Source organism: Pseudidiomarina mangrovi, from assembly GCF_003999375.1.
GTDB lineage: Bacteria > Pseudomonadota > Gammaproteobacteria > Enterobacterales > Alteromonadaceae > Pseudidiomarina > Pseudidiomarina mangrovi.
Window position 1 is genome coordinate 181,049 of the sequence record NZ_RJLC01000016.1, and the last position, 16,255, is coordinate 197,303.

The 16,255-nt window shown below is 53.3% G+C and carries 19 protein-coding genes; 13 read left to right on the plus strand and 6 right to left on the minus strand.

Annotation, left to right across the window (positions count from 1 at the left end; translation table 11 throughout):
• Window positions 1–37 precede the first annotated feature (37 nt).
• Both EFO84_RS08895 and EFO84_RS08900 read right to left on the minus strand, forming a co-directional pair.
• The gene (locus tag EFO84_RS08895; protein ID WP_127347704.1) at window positions 38–541 is read right to left on the minus strand and encodes a DUF1543 domain-containing protein; all 504 of its coding nucleotides are present in this window, start codon (window positions 539–541) and stop codon (window positions 38–40) included.
• Window positions 538–954, minus strand: coding sequence for a SufE family protein (locus EFO84_RS08900; RefSeq protein WP_164742414.1), 417 nt, complete (start codon window positions 952–954; stop codon window positions 538–540). The genes EFO84_RS08895 and EFO84_RS08900 overlap by 4 nt, the downstream gene beginning before the upstream one ends.
• A gap of 117 nt (window positions 955–1,071) precedes the next feature.
• Here EFO84_RS08900 and EFO84_RS08905 point away from each other — a divergent pair, with 117 nt between their 5' ends.
• Both EFO84_RS08905 and EFO84_RS08910 read left to right on the plus strand, forming a co-directional pair.
• Window positions 1,072–1,821, plus strand: a complete 750-nt coding sequence (locus EFO84_RS08905; protein ID WP_127347706.1) for an electron transfer flavoprotein subunit beta/FixA family protein — start codon at window positions 1,072–1,074, stop codon at window positions 1,819–1,821.
• Window positions 1,818–2,747 carry an electron transfer flavoprotein subunit alpha/FixB family protein gene (locus EFO84_RS08910; RefSeq protein WP_127347707.1) on the plus strand — a complete coding sequence of 310 codons (930 nt, stop codon included), beginning with the start codon at window positions 1,818–1,820 and terminating at the stop codon, window positions 2,745–2,747. The genes EFO84_RS08905 and EFO84_RS08910 overlap by 4 nt, the downstream gene beginning before the upstream one ends.
• A 62-nt stretch (window positions 2,748–2,809) precedes the next feature.
• On the opposite strand, the gene EFO84_RS08915 is transcribed toward EFO84_RS08910, so the two are convergent.
• Window positions 2,810–3,208 (minus strand): type II toxin-antitoxin system VapC family toxin, encoded by a 399-nt coding sequence (locus tag EFO84_RS08915; protein ID WP_127347708.1) that lies wholly within the window; start codon window positions 3,206–3,208, stop codon window positions 2,810–2,812.
• Window positions 3,205–3,432: a type II toxin-antitoxin system Phd/YefM family antitoxin gene (locus tag EFO84_RS08920; RefSeq protein WP_127347709.1), complete on the minus strand. Its 228-nt coding sequence runs from the start codon at window positions 3,430–3,432 to the stop codon at window positions 3,205–3,207. The genes EFO84_RS08915 and EFO84_RS08920 overlap by 4 nt, the downstream gene beginning before the upstream one ends.
• 209 nt (window positions 3,433–3,641) lie before the next feature.
• On the opposite strand from EFO84_RS08920, the gene EFO84_RS08925 reads away from it, so the two are divergent.
• The gene (locus EFO84_RS08925; protein ID WP_127347710.1) at window positions 3,642–5,456 is read left to right on the plus strand and encodes a DUF1302 domain-containing protein; all 1,815 of its coding nucleotides are present in this window, start codon (window positions 3,642–3,644) and stop codon (window positions 5,454–5,456) included.
• Between the two features lie 121 nt (window positions 5,457–5,577).
• A complete protein-coding gene (locus EFO84_RS08930; protein WP_127347711.1) occupies window positions 5,578–7,611 on the plus strand; it encodes a S9 family peptidase in 2,034 nt (677 codons plus the stop codon).
• Window positions 7,612–7,637: 26 nt separating this feature from the next.
• Here the strand turns inward: EFO84_RS08930 and EFO84_RS08935 are convergent, their stop codons facing one another.
• Complete coding sequence (locus EFO84_RS08935) at window positions 7,638–8,444, minus strand: glycosyltransferase family 2 protein (protein ID WP_127347712.1); 807 nt, start codon at window positions 8,442–8,444, stop codon at window positions 7,638–7,640.
• Between the two features lie 76 nt (window positions 8,445–8,520).
• Between EFO84_RS08935 and ung the strand changes: the two genes are divergently transcribed.
• A complete protein-coding gene (gene ung / locus EFO84_RS08940) occupies window positions 8,521–9,183 on the plus strand; it encodes a uracil-DNA glycosylase (protein ID WP_127347713.1) in 663 nt (220 codons plus the stop codon).
• 7 nt (window positions 9,184–9,190) lie between these two features.
• On the opposite strand, the gene EFO84_RS08945 is transcribed toward ung, so the two are convergent.
• Complete coding sequence (locus EFO84_RS08945) at window positions 9,191–9,352, minus strand: DUF3545 family protein (protein ID WP_127347714.1); 162 nt, start codon at window positions 9,350–9,352, stop codon at window positions 9,191–9,193.
• A 198-nt stretch (window positions 9,353–9,550) separates the two neighbouring features.
• Between EFO84_RS08945 and suhB the strand changes: the two genes are divergently transcribed.
• The 8 genes from suhB (at window position 9,551) to hscA (ending at window position 16,236) form a co-directional block, all read left to right on the plus strand.
• The gene (gene suhB, locus EFO84_RS08950) at window positions 9,551–10,351 is read left to right on the plus strand and encodes an inositol-1-monophosphatase (protein ID WP_127347715.1); all 801 of its coding nucleotides are present in this window, start codon (window positions 9,551–9,553) and stop codon (window positions 10,349–10,351) included.
• Window positions 10,352–10,366: 15 nt separating this feature from the next.
• A complete protein-coding gene (locus EFO84_RS08955; RefSeq protein ID WP_127347716.1) occupies window positions 10,367–11,170 on the plus strand; it encodes a TrmJ/YjtD family RNA methyltransferase in 804 nt (267 codons plus the stop codon).
• Between the two features lie 120 nt (window positions 11,171–11,290).
• Window positions 11,291–11,776, plus strand: coding sequence for a Fe-S cluster assembly transcriptional regulator IscR (gene iscR, locus EFO84_RS08960; protein ID WP_127347717.1), 486 nt, complete (start codon window positions 11,291–11,293; stop codon window positions 11,774–11,776).
• A gap of 31 nt (window positions 11,777–11,807) precedes the next feature.
• Entirely contained in the window at window positions 11,808–13,022 is a 1,215-nt protein-coding gene (locus tag EFO84_RS08965; protein WP_127347718.1) for an IscS subfamily cysteine desulfurase, read from the plus strand.
• A 22-nt stretch (window positions 13,023–13,044) separates the two neighbouring features.
• Window positions 13,045–13,428, plus strand: coding sequence for a Fe-S cluster assembly scaffold IscU (gene iscU, locus EFO84_RS08970; RefSeq protein WP_127347719.1), 384 nt, complete (start codon window positions 13,045–13,047; stop codon window positions 13,426–13,428).
• Window positions 13,429–13,431: 3 nt separating this feature from the next.
• Window positions 13,432–13,755 carry an iron-sulfur cluster assembly protein IscA gene (gene iscA / locus EFO84_RS08975; RefSeq protein ID WP_127347720.1) on the plus strand — a complete coding sequence of 108 codons (324 nt, stop codon included), beginning with the start codon at window positions 13,432–13,434 and terminating at the stop codon, window positions 13,753–13,755.
• A 14-nt stretch (window positions 13,756–13,769) separates the two neighbouring features.
• Window positions 13,770–14,324 carry a Fe-S protein assembly co-chaperone HscB gene (gene hscB / locus EFO84_RS08980; RefSeq protein WP_127347721.1) on the plus strand — a complete coding sequence of 185 codons (555 nt, stop codon included), beginning with the start codon at window positions 13,770–13,772 and terminating at the stop codon, window positions 14,322–14,324.
• Window positions 14,325–14,352: 28 nt separating this feature from the next.
• Window positions 14,353–16,236 carry a Fe-S protein assembly chaperone HscA gene (gene hscA / locus EFO84_RS08985; RefSeq protein WP_127347722.1) on the plus strand — a complete coding sequence of 628 codons (1,884 nt, stop codon included), beginning with the start codon at window positions 14,353–14,355 and terminating at the stop codon, window positions 16,234–16,236.
• Window positions 16,237–16,255: the final 19 nt, after the last annotated feature.

Here is a 16,255-nt window from a genome sequence, read left to right on the forward strand (position 1 = left end):
GGCTTAAGTGCCTGCCCCTTAGCTATTTGCCGCGTCACTATTTGCCGATAGGGCGGTAGCCGGCCCAGTCGGGTTCGAGCGGCTGCTGCACGCCATCTCGGATTAAGTGCACGTGCCAGCCGCCGAGCATGTCTACCGCTAGGCAATTGTCGACGTCGTGCAGGTCATCTTTGTGCTGCTCTAGGGCGTCGGTCAGCACGCGGCCCAAACCAATTCGCTTGGCGTCATCGGCACTGTTGGCCACCACCAAGGTGAAATCGTGATATTCGGCAATGCGGCCTTTATAGTAGCCGCCAACATTGACGAACCACAGCTTCTCTTTTTGCCTGCTAGGCTGTTCGCTCAGCTCAATACGCCAGCCATCTACATGGTGCACATGCACATAGCTATCCAGGTGCAAACTGCTGGGAATACCCCACCAATGCTGCTTCAGGGTTGGAATACAGGCGTCCACGTCCGCGGCCACCACAAAGCGCACATCGTGCAACTCAATGTTTGAGCCCGGCGCATCGCCGCCAATGTAAAACATAAATAACTTCATACGCTGTTTCCTTGAATGCGAGCGACCACCGCGCGTAAGCCATTGCGCCGTGATACGGTGAGATAATTCTGTAAGTTTAACGCGGCAAAGTGGCTATCAAGATCATACTGTGCCACTTGCTCGCGGTTAGCGCCATGCAGCGCTTGGTGAATGAGTGTTAGTAAGCCCTTCACCACGCGCGCTTCGCTGTCGACTTGTAGCTGCAATACGCCATGCGGCCAGTGGCAGCTCACCCATACCCGCGCTTCACAGCCGAATACCTCGTTAGCGGGGTCATGTGCGGCACAGTCGGCGGCTGCTAATTGGCTGGCTTGCTGCACCACAAAGCGCAGTTGCTGCTCGCGTTGCTTAAGTGCCTGCCCCTTAAGCAGGAGATCGGAATGCTGGCAAACGCCGTACACAGAAGATGACACTAGAAGCTCCCGCAGATTCGAATGAATTGGCAAATATCCGCGGCCAAGAGTACCATTTTCACCCGAAAAAATGGTAATCTTGCACCGTTTTGTCATTAAAAAAACAGGAACCCCAACATGAAAGTATTAGTGGCGGTCAAACGCGTCATTGATTACAACGTCAAAGTGCGCGTGAAAGCGGACCAAAGCGACGTTGATCTGGCCAACGTAAAAATGGCATTGAACCCATTCTGTGAAATTGCCGTGGAAGAAGCGGTGCGCTTAAAAGAAGCTGGCGTGGCCAGTGAAGTGGTGGTGGTGAGCATTGGCCCCAAAGCCGTGCAAGAGCAACTGCGTACTGCCTTAGCCTTAGGTGGCGACCGCGCTATTCACATTGACACCGAAGAACTGCCAGACTCACTGGCGGTAGCCAAGTTACTTAAAGCTGTGGTGGCGCAAGAGCAGCCGCAACTGGTGATTTTAGGCAAGCAAGCGATCGATTCTGACAACAACCAAACCGGCCAAATGCTTGGTGCGCTAACCGGTATGCCACAAGGCACGTTCGCCTCGAAAGTAGCGGTCGATGGCAGCAGCGTCAACGTTACCCGTGAAGTCGACGGCGGTTTACAAACCGTGAAGCTGCAATTGCCAGCGATTGTCACCACCGATTTGCGTTTGAACGAGCCGCGTTATGCGTCGTTGCCGAATATCATGAAAGCTAAGAAAAAGCCGCTTGATGTCACCACCCCAGCTGACTTGGGTGTGAGCGTAGCGCGTACGGTCAAGGTGTTAAAGGTTGAAGCACCTGCCGAGCGCAGTGCTGGCGTGAAAGTTGCCAGCGTGGCGGAATTGGTCGACAAGTTAAAGAATGAGGCAAAAGTAATATGAGCATTCTAGTTATTGCCGAACATAACAACAGCGAACTCAACGGCGCTACCTTAAAAACCTTAGCCGCAGCGCAAAAAATTGGCGGCGATGTGGTGGTGCTGGTAGCCGGTCACGGTTGTCAAGCAGTGGCCGATGCCGCAGCTAAAATTGCTGGCGTGAGCAAAGTATTGCTGGCTGATGACGCCGCTTACAGCCATTTTTTAGCGGAAAACCTCGGTGACTTGGTGGCTAAACTAGGCGCTGATTACAGTCACATTTTGGCTGCTGCCACCACCACCGGTAAGAATTTCTTGCCACGGGTAGCGGCACTGTTAGATGTGGCACAGATCTCCGACATCATCAGCGTAGAAAGCGCCGATACCTTTAAGCGCCCAATCTATGCCGGTAACGCCATTGCCACCGTGCAATCAAGCGATGCCATTAAAGTGATTAGCGTACGTACCACTGCTTTTGATGCGGTTGCTGCTGAAGGCGGCAGTGCTGGCGTTGAAGCAGTGAGCGGTAACGGCGATAGCGGCACATCAAGCTTTGTTGGCGAAGAGCTGGCTAAGTCTGAGCGCCCAGAACTGACCGCAGCGCGGGTGATCATCTCCGGTGGTCGCGGCATGCAAAACGGCGATAACTTCCAATTATTGGAAAAAGTCGCCGATAAGCTCGGCGCCGCAGTAGGTGCTTCACGCGCGGCAGTAGACGCCGGCTTTGTACCGAACGACTACCAAGTGGGTCAAACCGGTAAAATCGTTGCCCCAGAACTGTATATCGCGGTAGGTATCAGCGGTGCTATTCAGCATTTGGCCGGTATGAAAGACTCTAAAGTCATTGTTGCTATCAACAAAGACGAAGAAGCGCCGATTTTCCAAATCGCTGATTACGGCTTAGTGGCTGACTTGTTCAGTGTGCTGCCAGAGCTTGAGCAAGCCCTGTAAGCCTGTTTTGTTGAGCTAAAAACGCGCCTCGAGCGCGTTTTTTTATGCCCGCGTAACGGCTATCACCACAACGTATGCACATGTGGGTAGTGCTGTAGTTTGCTATCAGCGGTTATAAGCAGTGCATTGAGCTGTCGGGCCAGCGCCACAATCAGCCGATCAGCCGGGTCTTTGTGGAACGGGTCGGGGAGTTGGGTAGACGCTACAGCTAAATGGTTATCGACCGGAATAAAACGTACGCCCTCAATGCGCGCTACGGTCTCTAACCAATCATCAACCGCCATCGTTAATGTCAGCCGACCATGAGCCACTAACATGGCAATTTCCCACGCACTGATACTGCTGATGGCAAGCAAACCATCGCCCTGCAACTCCTGCTCAATACGTTGCTGGGCGGCGGCTGACAGCTTCGCATCACCACTAGCCCACCACAGCAGCGCATGGGTATCGAGCACAATCATCGCGCCACCTCCCAGTCATTATCGGCAATGGGCTCGCACGGCGCATCATACTGTTTCACGCTTTCACGCAATAATTCTAATGGCGAGCGGTTATCACCGCGGTAACGCCGCACCTCAATAGTTGGCTGACCGTGGTCAGTCACCACCAATTGCTCACCGGATTGTTCAACCTGGCGCAGATATTCCAGCGCTTTGGCCTTAAATTCAGTTTTATTAATGCGCATTGCGTTGCTCCAAAAGACCCGTTACAGTAAGCGTAGTCGATAAAATGACCATGTCAACTAGTCAGTTATAATTCAGCAATTGAAACGAAATGAAACAACCAAAGGCAACGTTTTTTTCACCAGGTCTTGCATATTTCCAACTCATCGGACATGATTGAGGGCATAACAACCTCCGGGATTAGGTGGCTAACATGAAAAGAAGAACAACTATGCATAAAAAACTTCCATTAGCATCAGCTATCGCGCTGGTGATTGCAGGAACCACTGGGGCTCAAGCAGCTGAATTTGATGTCGGTGATTTCAAAGTTAAATTCGACTCGGTCATCTCGTATGGCGCAGCATGGCGGATGGAAGATCAAAATCTTCGTCTCATCCATCCAGGCAACCGCCCAGGTGGTATGGGTCAGTCAGGCGTAGCCGACGACGGTAACTTGAACTTTGATAAAGGCGACATGGTTTCGTCGGTTATCAAAGGCGTGCACGACCTCAGCATTGATGGTGGTGACTACGGTGCCTTTGTACGCTTCAAGTATTGGTACGATGACGTGATCAAAAACGAAAACGTCTATCACGGCCACACCGCCACCAACTACACGCCAAATACCAAATTAAATAACGATGGTCTCGATGACTTCTCGAAAGGCTCAGGCTTTGAGTTGCTCGACGCCTTTGTGTATGGCTATTTCGACATCGGCGAGATGCCAGTCAACGTGCGGTTAGGCCGTCAGGTACTAAGCTGGGGTGAATCAACTTTCATCTTCAACGGTATCAACGCCATCAACCCAATCGACGTGAACGCCGTGCGTCGCCCAGGGGTAGAAATTAAAGAAGCGTTATTGCCAGTAGGTATGTTGAGCGCCAACATTGGTTTGACCGACAACACCTCATTAGACGCGTTCTATCAGTACGAGTGGGAACACTATCAACTTGACGGTTGCGGTACCTTCTTCTCTACCGTTGACATTATAGGTGGCCCAGGCTGTAACAAAATAACCTTAAACCCAGCCCTAGGCCCGGGTGTGGTGCTGAGCGATGCACAGTCGGTACAGTTCGGTACTTATGTAGACCGTCGCCCAGACGTTGAGCCAGACGATGGCGGCCAATACGGTTTTGCCTTGCGTCACTACTCGAATGACTTAGGTACCGAGTTTGGTGTGTTCTACATGAACATTCATACCCAAACGCCAATCATTTCTGCCTATAACTGGCAGCAGCAGCCAACGCCTACCTTTGGTCACCCAGATGGTATTCCAATTGCAGGCCCTGACTATGTGCTGGAATATCCAGAAGATCAGAAAATCTTCGGCTTAAGCTTTGCCACCAACATTGGCCTGTGGTCAGTGGGTGGTGAGTATAGCTTCCGTCCAGAAATGCCAGTGCAGATCAACACCACTGAGATCCTGACCGCTGGTTTACGTGCGGGTGTGCCCAGCACGGTGTCACAATACATTCTGCGTGACTCACAAGGTCAAATCACCAACTTAGGTGAGTTGATTAGCGGCTACGATGAGCATGACGTGAGTCAGTTCCAGTTAACCGGTATTCGCTTCGTGGATAACGTATTCGGTGCCAGCCGCTTAACCTTTATCGGTGAAGTTGCGGTCAGCAAAGTGCACTCACTGCCAGGCATTCAAGTACAGCGTTATGGCCGTAACCCAGTGTATGGTAAGTGTTTAACTGTGGCTGATTACGCCCAGTTGAATGTCACCGTGCCAGGCGACGTGAACTGTGAAGGCTTCGTGACCTCAAACTCATGGGGCTATCGTACCCGTACGCAACTTGAGTACAACAACGTGATTGCCGGCTGGAACATCATCCCAGCATTCACCTTTAACCATGATGTGAAGGGTTACTCAGCCAACTCGAACTTCATTGAAGGCCGTATCAATATGGGCTTCTCAGTAGAAGGTAACTTGCAGAACCGTTACAAAGTGGGCTTGAGCTATAACGTGGCTCAAGGCGCTGATTATGACGCTGCCGTTGACCGTGATTTCGCGGCAATCAGCTTCAGCTACGCGTTCTAAGCATCCGTTAATCGCGATTCGACCGAGTTTGGTCGTAAATTACAGAAACCCGCCTCGTGCGGGTTTCTTTTTTGGGCTAGTCTGAATTCACAACCTGTGTTTTGACGATTTGGAGCTACCCATGAAATCTGCTCGCTTACTTGTGACTGTTGCCTGCTTGTTCGGCGCTCACGGCCTAGCCCAGGCCAGCACTGCCGATACCTTGACCTACAATGATGTGTTTGCGCTGGAATTTGCCAGTAGCCCAGCACCACACCCCGATGATAACTATGCCGTATTTGTACGCAATTACATGGACATCATGGCCGACCGTCGCTACGGCAACTTGTGGCGTGTGGATTTCGATGGTGAACTGCGGCCACTGACTGGCGGCGAACATCAGGATCATTCGCCAACTTGGTCACCTGATGGCAAGCGCTTAGCATTTGTTTCGAATCGCAGTGGTAGCAATCAAATTCATATGTACTGGAGCGATACCCGCGAGCATGGGCAGATCACGCGCTTGACTGGATCGCCAGCGAATCTGAGCTGGTCACCCGATGGCAGCATGATCGCCTTTACCATGTTTACCCCAGCACCACAAAAACCGCCAGTCAGCTTGCCAACGCCACCGCGCGGCGCCAAGTGGGCCGACGCGCCGAAGTATATTGATAAAGCCCAGTACCGCTCTGATGGCGCCGGCTACCTGCCCGATGGGCATGTGCAGATTTACGTGATGCCAGCAGCTGGTGGCACCCCGCGGCAACTGACCGAGGGCGACAACCGCATTAGCGGCGGGGTGAGCTGGAGTGCCGATGGCCAGCAGCTGTATTTTTCTGCCAATCGTCACGCCGATGCCTTTGAAAACCCACTCAATAGCGAAGTGTACAGTGTACGGTTAAGCGATGGCGTAGTGAGCCAATTGACCGACCGCTTTGGCCCTGATAACAGCCCAATGGTTAGCCCTGACGGCAAGCGTATTGCTTGGCTGGGCTTTGATGACCAGCGCAAGAGTTATCAGCTGACGCGTTTGTACGTGATGGAATTAGATAAAGCCGATGCCAAGCCGCAGCTGCTGACTGCTGACCTCGATTATGCCGCCGGCAACATTCAGTGGAGTGATAACAGCAAAGGCATCTACTTCAGCTACACCAAGCACGGTAAAGATATTATCGCGCTGCAGCAACTTAACGGTAAGCGTGAGGTGATCACCGACAAAATGGGCGGCATGAGCTACTCACGCCCCTACAGTGGTGGTGATTACGCCGTCAATGACGATGGCGTGGTGCTGTATACCTTAGCCAGCCCGCAGCGTCCGGCTGATTTAGCAATCGTTGGCAAAGGCCGCGAGCGCGCGCTGACCGACTTAAACAGTGACTTGCTCGGTCACAAAGAGCTAGCAGCTATTGAGGAGATTTGGTATCGCTCCAGCCATGACGACAAGCAAATTCAAGGCTGGATTGCGTATCCGCCAGGTTTTGATGCTAGCAAAAAGTATCCGTTGATTCTGGAGATCCACGGTGGCCCGCATACCGCTTATGCCGGCTCATTTGCTGCCGAAATTCAGTTGATGGCAGCGGCGGGTTATGTGGTGTTGTATACCAACCCGCGCGGCAGCACCAGCTACGGTGAAGCCTTTGCCCAAGAAATTCATCACAATTACCCCAGCCATGACCATACGGATTTAATGGATGGTGTAGACGCGCTGATTGCCAAGGGCTTTATTGACCCCGACAAGCTGTTTATCACCGGTGGGAGTGGTGGTGGGGTGCTGACTGCCTGGGCGATTGGCCATACCGATCGGTTTGCGGCGGCGGTAGTAGCGAAGCCGGTGATCAACTGGTACAGCTTTGTGTTGACCGCTGATGCCTATAGCTACTTCGCGCGCTATTGGTTCCCAGGCATGCCGTGGGACAACCTTGAGCACTATATGAAGTTTTCACCTATCAGCTATGTGGGCAAGGTAAAAACGCCGACTATGTTGCTGACCGGCGAGGCCGATTATCGTACGCCTATTTCAGAATCTGAGCAGTATTATCAGGCGCTGAAGTTACAAGGTGTGGATAGCGCCATGGTACGGGTACCTGATGCCCCGCATGGTATTTATTCGCGGCCATCGAACTTAATTGGTAAGGTTGCCTATATCTTGCATTGGTTCGACAAGTACAATAAATAAGTCGTGTAGCGAGCGTTGGCCTTGGCTTATGCCTTGGCCTTCGCTTTAGCTTCGGCTTCGGCCTTCGCTTCGGCTTTCGCGCGGTAAGCCATCTCGTACAACTTGGCTTCGGTTAAGAAGAAATGAAAGGCATCAATGTTGGCCTTAATAAAGCCACGCCAGCCGGACCAAATCATTTGCCGGCCTAAGTAAAACTTCAAAAACATCAGCGGAAAAATCAGCAACAACCGTGGCAAACTACAATGCCGCCCTTGCTGCTGGCGCTGTTGTGCTTTTAAGAGTGAATACTTATTGAGCTTATCCATGTAGCCGTGGGCGCTGTCGTAGCCATAATGCTTAAGGTAAATGGGCAAGTACGCGGTGGGCTCCTGCACCTCAATATGCTCATGCACTAGCACGCTGGTATCCATGTGGCAGCGGTCTTTGCGGTACACCCGGCGATACTTATGATGGCGCGCTTTAACCAAGCTCTCGCCCATAAAAATATCATCGTGATGCAGCCAAATACCGTTAATATCACCCTTAGCAATGCGCTCACGAATCATCTGCAAGCCACCGGCGGGCATGACTTCATCACCGTCGAGGTTGATGATCCAATTATGGCTGCACTGGGTGATGCCAAAGGCCTTTTGCTGCGGATAGCCAGGCCAATCGTTATGCACAATACGGGCGCCATGCTTGGCCGCAATAGCCAAGGTATCGTCGGTGGAGCCAGAGTCAATCACCACAATTTCTTCCACGCCCTCTACGCTGCTGAGCACCTCATCAAGGTGCGCGGCTTCATTCAGGGTGATGACAAAAACACTGATGGGCGGATAGCTGGTTTGGCTCATGTGGGTCGCTCATAACGTGGAACATGCTAGAATAATACACCATTTAGCAACCGAGATAACCCGCAGCGAGACGGCTATGAGTGAACTGAATTGGAGCGATGTTTTGGGCGCGGAAAAGCAGCAGCCGTACTTTACCGATTTGCTGGCGCGGGTAGCGGCAGAGCGTGCTGCTGGCGTGACTATTTATCCGGCCGCTGCCGATGTGTTTAATGCCTTTCGCTATTGTGCGTTGGCTGATTTACGCGTGGTGATCATTGGCCAAGACCCCTATCACGGCGCGGTGAATGGCATTGCGCAAGCGCACGGGTTAAGTTTTTCGGTGCCAGCAGGCGTGCCACCACCGCCGTCACTGAAAAATATGTTTAAGGCGTTGCAGCATGATTACCCAGGTTATCAACCGCGCCATGGCGGTAACTTGCAGCATTGGGCCGAGCAGGGCGTATTGTTGTTGAATACCGTATTGACGGTGCAGCAGGGTTTAGCGCATTCGCATGCTGGTTGGGGTTGGGAGCGCTTTACCGATGCGGTGATAAGCGCGGTTAATCAGCACTGTGAGGGGGTAGTATTTTTGCTTTGGGGCAGTCATGCGCAGAAGAAGGCGGCCTTGATTGATAGCCGCCGCCATCATGTGTTGCAGACAGTGCACCCGTCGCCGTTATCAGCGCATCGGGGATTCCTCACCGCCGGCCATTTTCGCCGCTGTAATGAGCTGCTGGCAGAGCGAGCGATTGACTGGTAAATCGGGCTTAGAAGTCGAGCTCGTCGAGCTCAAAGTCTTCGTCAATTTCCATCAATTCGCGCTGCAACCGGCGCCGTTCATTGAGCGCTTCTATTTCACGCCACTTGCGCGGCGCAGCACGTTTACCTGATTTAGACTCAACATCGTGTAGCTCTTCTGAATGGTCCATGGGACACTCCTGGCTCTATATGTAGTAGTTGTTCTAATGTTTTAGCGCAACATGTAGATAACATAGGTTTAAAAATCGTGCAAGTCCTTGGCTGCAATTGGCTGAATTTTGCTCGTTTCGGTGCGTAGATAAATGCCAACAGCTGGGGTATAATAGCGCCAGTTTATTAACGTTCTTTTACAGCACAGGTAATTTGAAATGCATCCCATGTTAAACATTGCGGTGCGCGCTGCGCGTGCAGCGGGCAAAATCTTAGTCAAAAACTTTGGTGTTCAGGCCGACTATAACGTCCAACAGAAAAGCCAAAATGACTTCGTCACCGAAATCGATAAAGCCGCCGAGCAAGCCATTGTTCGTGCCATCTTAAAAGTCTACCCAGACCACAGCATCCAAGCTGAAGAAGGTGGCGATATTGTTGGTAAAGATGCTGATCACCTGTGGATCATCGACCCCCTCGATGGCACCACCAATTACCTGCGCGGTATCCCTCACTTCGCTATCTCTATTGCTTACGCTGTTAAAGGCGTGGTGCAGTGTGGCTTGGTCTATGACCCGCTGCGCGAAGAACTGTTCACCGCCACCCGTGGTGCTGGCGCCGCACTCAATGACAAACGCTTACGGGTGACCGGCCAACGCGACCTCAACGGCGCCTTGCTGGCCACCGGTTTCCCGTTTAAACGCAAAGACCTGAGTGCCAACTATCTGGCGATATTCGGCGAATTATTCACTGATGTGGCGGATATGCGTCGCAACGGCGCCGCAGCACTAGATTTAGCCTACGTGGCCTGTGGCCGCATGGATGGTTTCTGGGAATTTGGCCTACAGCCATGGGACATTGCTGCGGGCGCGCTCTTAGTGCGTGAAGCCGGTGGCTTAGTGACTGAATTCAGCGGCGGCCACAACTTTATGCAAAGCGGCAACGTGGTGGCTGGCAACCCGAAAGTGGTGCAGGGCATTCTGAGCAAAGCACGTACGCATTTGCCAGCGAGCATGAAATAAGAGGTGGCGGCGGCCATGCTTGAGAATATTCGGATTGTTTTGGTGAATACCTCGCACACCGGCAACATTGGTTCGGTGGCGCGCGCCATGAAAACCATGGGGCTTAGCCAGCTGGTGTTAGTTGATCCGGTTAGCAAGCCTGACAGCCAAGCCTCAGCGCTGGCTGCCGGTGCTACCGACGTGCTGCATGGCGCGCGTATTGTCGACACCCTCGCCGAAGCCATCGCCGATTGCGGCTTGGTGATTGGCACCAGTGCGCGCAACCGCACGCTGGATTGGCCGCTACTGGAACCGCGCGGTGCCGCAGCGAAATTACTGTCGGAAAGCCCGCGTTACCCGGTGGCGCTGGTATTTGGTCGCGAAAGCAGCGGCCTCACCAACGACGAGCTGCAGCAGTGCAACTTCCACGTGCACATCCCCGCCAACCCCGACTACAGCTCGCTCAACCTCGCCATGGCCGTACAAGCCCTCAGCTACGAAATCCGCATGCAATGGCTCGAAAATGCTAAGGGGCAGGCACCTAACGATTCAACGGCTAAGGGGCAGGCACTTAACGCTTCAACGGCTAAGGGGCAGGCACTTAACGATGCCGCCGCCGAATCTCCGATTGAGCTAATCGATTACCCACGGGCAGACGACCTTGAGCGTTTTTTCGTACACTTAGAGCAGACCTTAGGTGAGACGGGTTTCATTATTAAGCAGCACCCTGGGCAAGTGATGGCCAAGCTACGACGCATGTTCGCGCGGGCACGGCCAGAAGAAGCAGAGCTGAATATTTTGCGCGGTATTTTAACGTCGATTGACAAGAAAATTCGTTAAGTGCCTGCCCCTTAGCGTTAAGTGCCTGCCCCTTAGCACTAACTGCCAGCCCCTTAAGGAATACTTGACTAAAATAGTCGGGAATGGGAAAATGGCGGCGTTACTGAGAGGAACAAACCCATGCGCTTAACATCGAAAGGCCGTTACGCCGTTACCGCTATGTTAGATGTCGCCCTGCACACTGCACGCGGGCCGGTATCGCTGGCGGATATTTCAGAGCGGCAGGGCATCTCATTAAGTTATTTAGAACAATTATTCGCGCGCTTACGTAAGCATGGCTTGGTCAGTAGCGTGCGTGGCCCAGGTGGCGGTTATCGCTTGGGGCTAGAAGCACATGCGATATCAGTCAGCGCGGTGATCCAGGCAGTCGATGAAAGCATCGACGCCACCCGTTGCGGCGGCAAAGGCGACTGCCACGGCGGTACGCAATGTCTGACCCATTCATTGTGGGAAGGCTTAAGCGACCGCATCGAAGATTTCTTAGCCAACATCAGTCTGGCCGAATTAGTCGGCAAGCACGATGTCAGCAGCATCGCTCAGCGGCAAAGCCAATTAGCCGCCGAAAAACGCGCACGCGAACAACGTATTGAATTGAATTGCCAGTAACGCAGTCTGGCGAGCAGAGGAGAAGTACGGCATGAAATTACCGATTTATTTTGATTACGCGGCCACCACCCCAGCTGACCCGCGGGTTGCAGAAAAAATGATGCAATTCCTGACCTTAGATGGCCAGTTTGGTAACGCAGCGTCGCGTTCACACCGCTTTGGCTGGCAAGCTGAAGAAGCGGTGGATATTGCCCGTAGCCAAATCGCCGAGTTAGTCAACGCAGACCCACGCGAAATCGTCTTCACCTCGGGCGCTACCGAGTCAGATAACCTCGCTATTCGTGGCGCGGCTGAGTTCTATCAGAAGAAAGGCAAGCACATCATCACCTTGAAAACCGAGCACAAAGCGGTGCTCGACACCTGCCGTCAAATGGAGCGTCAGGGTTTTGAAGTGAGCTACCTAGAAGTGCAAGAAAACGGCCTGCTTGACCTCGAATTATTCAAGCAAACCCTGCGCCCAGACACGGTGTTGGTGAGCATCATGCACGTCAACAACGAAACCGGTGTGATCCAAGACATCACTACTATCGGCAATTTGTGTCGCGCTAACGGCACCATTTTCCATGTCGACGCCGCCCAGTCAGCTGGCAAAGTGGACATCGATTTAGACCAACTGCCAGTTGATTTGATGTCGTTTTCAGCGCACAAAATGTATGGTCCGAAAGGCATTGGCGCACTCTATGTACGCCGTAAGCCACGGGTACGCCTAAATGCTCAAATGCACGGTGGCGGACACGAGCGCGGCATGCGTTCAGGTACTTTGCCAACCCACCAAATCGTTGGCTTCGGTGAAGCAGCACGCATTGCTAAAGCAGAAATGGCGGCCGAAAACGTGCGCTTCCAAGCCCTACGTGAGCGGCTGTGGAACGGCGTAAAAGATATCGAAGAAGTGTACATCAACGGTGACCAAGCCCATGCGGTGCCGCACATTTTCAACGTCAGCTTTAACTTTGTTGAAGGTGAGTCATTGATTATGGCGCTGAAAGACTTAGCGGTCAGTTCAGGCTCAGCCTGTACCTCGGCCAGCTTAGAGCCGTCGTATGTACTGCGCGCCTTGGGCCGCAGCGACGAATTAGCACATAGCTCCATTCGTTTCAGCTTTGGCCGTTTCACTACCGAAGAAGAAGTGGACTACGCCATTCAACAAATTCAGCACGCTATTGTGCGTTTACGCGACATGTCGCCGTTATGGGACATGCACAAAGAAGGCATCGACCTGACTTCGGTCGAATGGGTTGCGCACTAATAGATAACAGAGGTAAGTAGTCATGGCATACAGTCAAAAAGTTATTGATCATTACGAGAACCCACGCAACGTTGGTTCGTTTGATAAGAATGACCCAAGCATCGCCACCGGTATGGTCGGTGCACCCGCTTGTGGCGACGTGATGAAGCTACAAATCAAGGTTAACGAGCAAGGCATCATTGAAGATGCGCGCTTTAAAACCTATGGCTGTGGCTCGGCCATCGCGTCAAGCTCGCTGGTAACTGAGTGGGTTAAAGGCAAGTCGCTAGATGAAGCAGCGCAGCTAAAAAACACCCAAATCGCCGAAGAGTTGGCACTGCCACCGGTGAAAATTCACTGCTCAATTTTGGCTGAAGACGCCATCAAAGCAGCGATTGAAGATTACAAAAAGAAACACGCAGGATAATCCATGGCAATCACCATGACCGCAGCGGCTTCGCAACGTGCCAAGTCGTTTCTGCAACAGCGCGGCAAAGGCGCGGGCATTCGCTTGGGGGTGAAAACCACCGGCTGCTCGGGCCTGGCCTATGTAATGGAATTTGTCGATCAGGTTGAAGAGACCGATACCGTGTTTGACGCCGACGGCGTGCGCATCATCATTGACGGTAAGAGTTTGGCTTACCTGGATGGCACCGAAGTGGACTTCGTCAAGCAAGGCCTCAACGAAGGCTTCGAATTCAAGAATCCGAATGCAAAAGGCGAGTGCGGTTGCGGCGAAAGCTTCAACGTATAACGTTGGTGGGCCGTATGAATCATTTCGAGATGTTCAATCTGCCGGTGCAGTTCGCGCTTGATAGCGCGGACTTGCAAAAGCGTTATCGGCAACTGCAGCAAACCTTGCACCCAGACCGCTTTGCCAATGCCAGTGAGCGCGACCGCTTGCTGGCTGTGCAACGCAGCTCCCAGCTCAACGATGCTTACAGCACCCTGCGTGAACCACTGGCGCGGGCTGAGTATTTGCTGCATTTGCAGGGCATTGACCTAGCTCACGAACAAACCACCCTGCGCGACCCTGAGTTCCTGATGGCGCAAATGGAGTGGCGCGAGCGCCTAGAAGAGCTTGAGCAACTGCTAAGGGGCAGGCACTTAAGCCCCGATGGCTTAAGTGCCTGCCCCTTAGCAGTTCCCTTAGCATTAGAGCGGGCGGAGAAGGACCTCGAGGCCGAGGCACAGCAGCTGTTCCAGCAGCTCGAGCAGGCGCTGGCGGAGCAGCAGTACGAGGCGGCGGCAATACTGATCCGCAAGCTCAAGTTTATGGCAAAATTACGCATCGAATTAGAAGGGTTAGAAGACCAACTCTAGCCGTTAAGCGAAAAGGAATACGATAGTCATGGCACTTCTGCAAATTGCTGAACCTGGGCAGAGCACCGCCCCGCACCAACATCGCCTGGCCGCAGGTATTGACCTCGGCACCACCAATTCGTTGGTGGCCAGCGTACGCAGTGGTAGCGCCACAGTATTGCGTGATGAAGCCGATCGCGCACTGACACCATCGGTGGTCTCGTACGCTGCAAACGGCCACAAGGTCGGCTATGACGCGCTGGCACAGCATGATGATATGAATATTGCCACTGAAGACACCATTGTCTCGGTGAAGCGCTTTATGGGTCGCACCGTGGCTGACGTGGCGCGCAATTTCCCCAATCTGCCTTATCGCTTGAGCGAGACCACCGGCGGCGTGCCGGTATTTCACACCAGCGGCGGCGATAAAACCGCGGTGGAAGTGTCCGCTGATATTCTGCAGGCGCTTGCTGCTCGCGCCGAAGCCAGCCTTGGCGGCGAGCTGACTGGGGTGGTGATCACCGTGCCGGCCTATTTTGATGATGCGCAACGACAAAGTACCAAAGACGCCGCGCAATTAGCCGGCCTGAAAGTACTGCGTTTACTGAACGAACCAACTGCTGCGGCGGTTGCTTATGGTCTCGATCAAGCCTACGCCGATGCCAACGAACGGGTGATTGCGGTGTACGATTTAGGCGGTGGTACCTTCGACATTTCGGTATTGCGCTTAACCGGCGGGGTGTTTGAAGTGCTGGCAACGGGCGGCGATTCGGCCCTTGGCGGCGACGATTTTGACCAGGCTATTGTGCAATTGCTGAAGCAAGAATGGCAGCTGGCAGACGCTGTTGATGCGCGCACCGAGCGTGCTTTGATCAATGCCGCCAAAGCTGCCAAAGAAGCCTTGACGAGCGCTGGGTCAAGCCTAATAAAGCTTGAAATTCAAGGTCAGCAGCAAGAGTATGTACTCACTACTGAAACCTTCAATGCGCTCATTGCACCGTTAGTCAAACGCACCTTAAATGCGTGCCGTCGCGCTCTCAAAGACGCCAAAGTCGAAGCCCAAGAAATCGCCGATGTGGTGATGGTGGGTGGCTCGACTCGGGTACCACAAGTGCGCAGCGATGTCGGCGAGTTCTTTGGCCGTAAGCCATTGACCAGTATTGACCCCGACCAAGTAGTGGCTATTGGCGCCGCTATTCAAGCCGACGTGTTGGCCGGCAACAAGCCCGATTCAGATATGCTGCTGCTGGACGTGATCCCGCTATCGCTCGGTCTCGAAACCATGGGCGGACTGGTGGAAAAAGTCATTGGCCGCAACACCACCATTCCAGTCGCCAAAGCGCAAGAGTTCACCACCTTCAAAGATGGCCAAACCGCCATGATGATTCACGTGCTGCAAGGCGAGCGCGAGTTAGTCGATGACTGCCGCTCGTTGGCGCGTTTCGAGCTCAAAGGCATTCCGCCGATGGCCGCCGGCGCTGCGCATATTCGCGTGACCTTCCAGGTCGATGCTGACGGCTTGCTGAGCGTGACCGCGATGGAAAAATCCAGCGGCGTCAGCGCATCGATTCAAGTGAAGCCATCGTACGGCTTAAACGACGACGACATTATTGGCATGATCCGCGGCTCAATGGCGCACGCTCGTGACGATATGGACGCGCGCATGCTGCGTGAACAGCAGGTTGAAGCCGACCGCGTGCTCGAAGCGCTCACCAGTGCGCTCAACGCCGACGGCGATTTACTTGAGAGCAGCGAACGTGAGCAGCTCGACCAAGCCATGCAGGCGCTGCGCGATGCCCGCCAAGGCAGCGACAAAGCCGCCATTGAACAAGCTATTAAGACTGTTGATGCCGCCAGTGACGGCTTTGCCGCACGGCGCATGGATGCCTCAATTCGACGCGCCCTTGCGGGTCATCGCGTTGATGAGCTATAACCGAATTTATTAAGGAGCC

Bases quoted from the DNA above. Each gene is read 5' to 3' on its own strand.
- iscU (WP_127347719.1), top strand. From the start codon at position 13,045: ATGGCATACAGTCAAAAAGTTATTGATCATTACGAGAACCCACGCAAC.
- iscR (WP_127347717.1), top strand. From the start codon at position 11,291: ATGCGCTTAACATCGAAAGGCCGTTACGCCGTTACCGCTATGTTAGAT.
- iscA (WP_127347720.1), top strand. From the start codon at position 13,432: ATGGCAATCACCATGACCGCAGCGGCTTCGCAACGTGCCAAGTCGTTT.
- ung (WP_127347713.1), top strand. From the start codon at position 8,521: ATGAGTGAACTGAATTGGAGCGATGTTTTGGGCGCGGAAAAGCAGCAG.
- EFO84_RS08935 (WP_127347712.1), bottom strand. From the start codon at position 8,444: ATGAGCCAAACCAGCTATCCGCCCATCAGTGTTTTTGTCATCACCCTG.
- EFO84_RS08945 (WP_127347714.1), bottom strand. From the start codon at position 9,352: ATGGACCATTCAGAAGAGCTACACGATGTTGAGTCTAAATCAGGTAAA.
- EFO84_RS08955 (WP_127347716.1), top strand. From the start codon at position 10,367: ATGCTTGAGAATATTCGGATTGTTTTGGTGAATACCTCGCACACCGGC.
- EFO84_RS08910 (WP_127347707.1), top strand. From the start codon at position 1,818: ATGAGCATTCTAGTTATTGCCGAACATAACAACAGCGAACTCAACGGC.
- EFO84_RS08895 (WP_127347704.1), bottom strand. From the start codon at position 541: ATGAAGTTATTTATGTTTTACATTGGCGGCGATGCGCCGGGCTCAAAC.
- suhB (WP_127347715.1), top strand. From the start codon at position 9,551: ATGCATCCCATGTTAAACATTGCGGTGCGCGCTGCGCGTGCAGCGGGC.
- EFO84_RS08915 (WP_127347708.1), bottom strand. From the start codon at position 3,208: ATGATTGTGCTCGATACCCATGCGCTGCTGTGGTGGGCTAGTGGTGAT.
- hscA (WP_127347722.1), top strand. From the start codon at position 14,353: ATGGCACTTCTGCAAATTGCTGAACCTGGGCAGAGCACCGCCCCGCAC.
- EFO84_RS08925 (WP_127347710.1), top strand. From the start codon at position 3,642: ATGCATAAAAAACTTCCATTAGCATCAGCTATCGCGCTGGTGATTGCA.
- EFO84_RS08930 (WP_127347711.1), top strand. From the start codon at position 5,578: ATGAAATCTGCTCGCTTACTTGTGACTGTTGCCTGCTTGTTCGGCGCT.
- EFO84_RS08920 (WP_127347709.1), bottom strand. From the start codon at position 3,432: ATGCGCATTAATAAAACTGAATTTAAGGCCAAAGCGCTGGAATATCTG.
- EFO84_RS08905 (WP_127347706.1), top strand. From the start codon at position 1,072: ATGAAAGTATTAGTGGCGGTCAAACGCGTCATTGATTACAACGTCAAA.
- EFO84_RS08965 (WP_127347718.1), top strand. From the start codon at position 11,808: ATGAAATTACCGATTTATTTTGATTACGCGGCCACCACCCCAGCTGAC.
- hscB (WP_127347721.1), top strand. From the start codon at position 13,770: ATGAATCATTTCGAGATGTTCAATCTGCCGGTGCAGTTCGCGCTTGAT.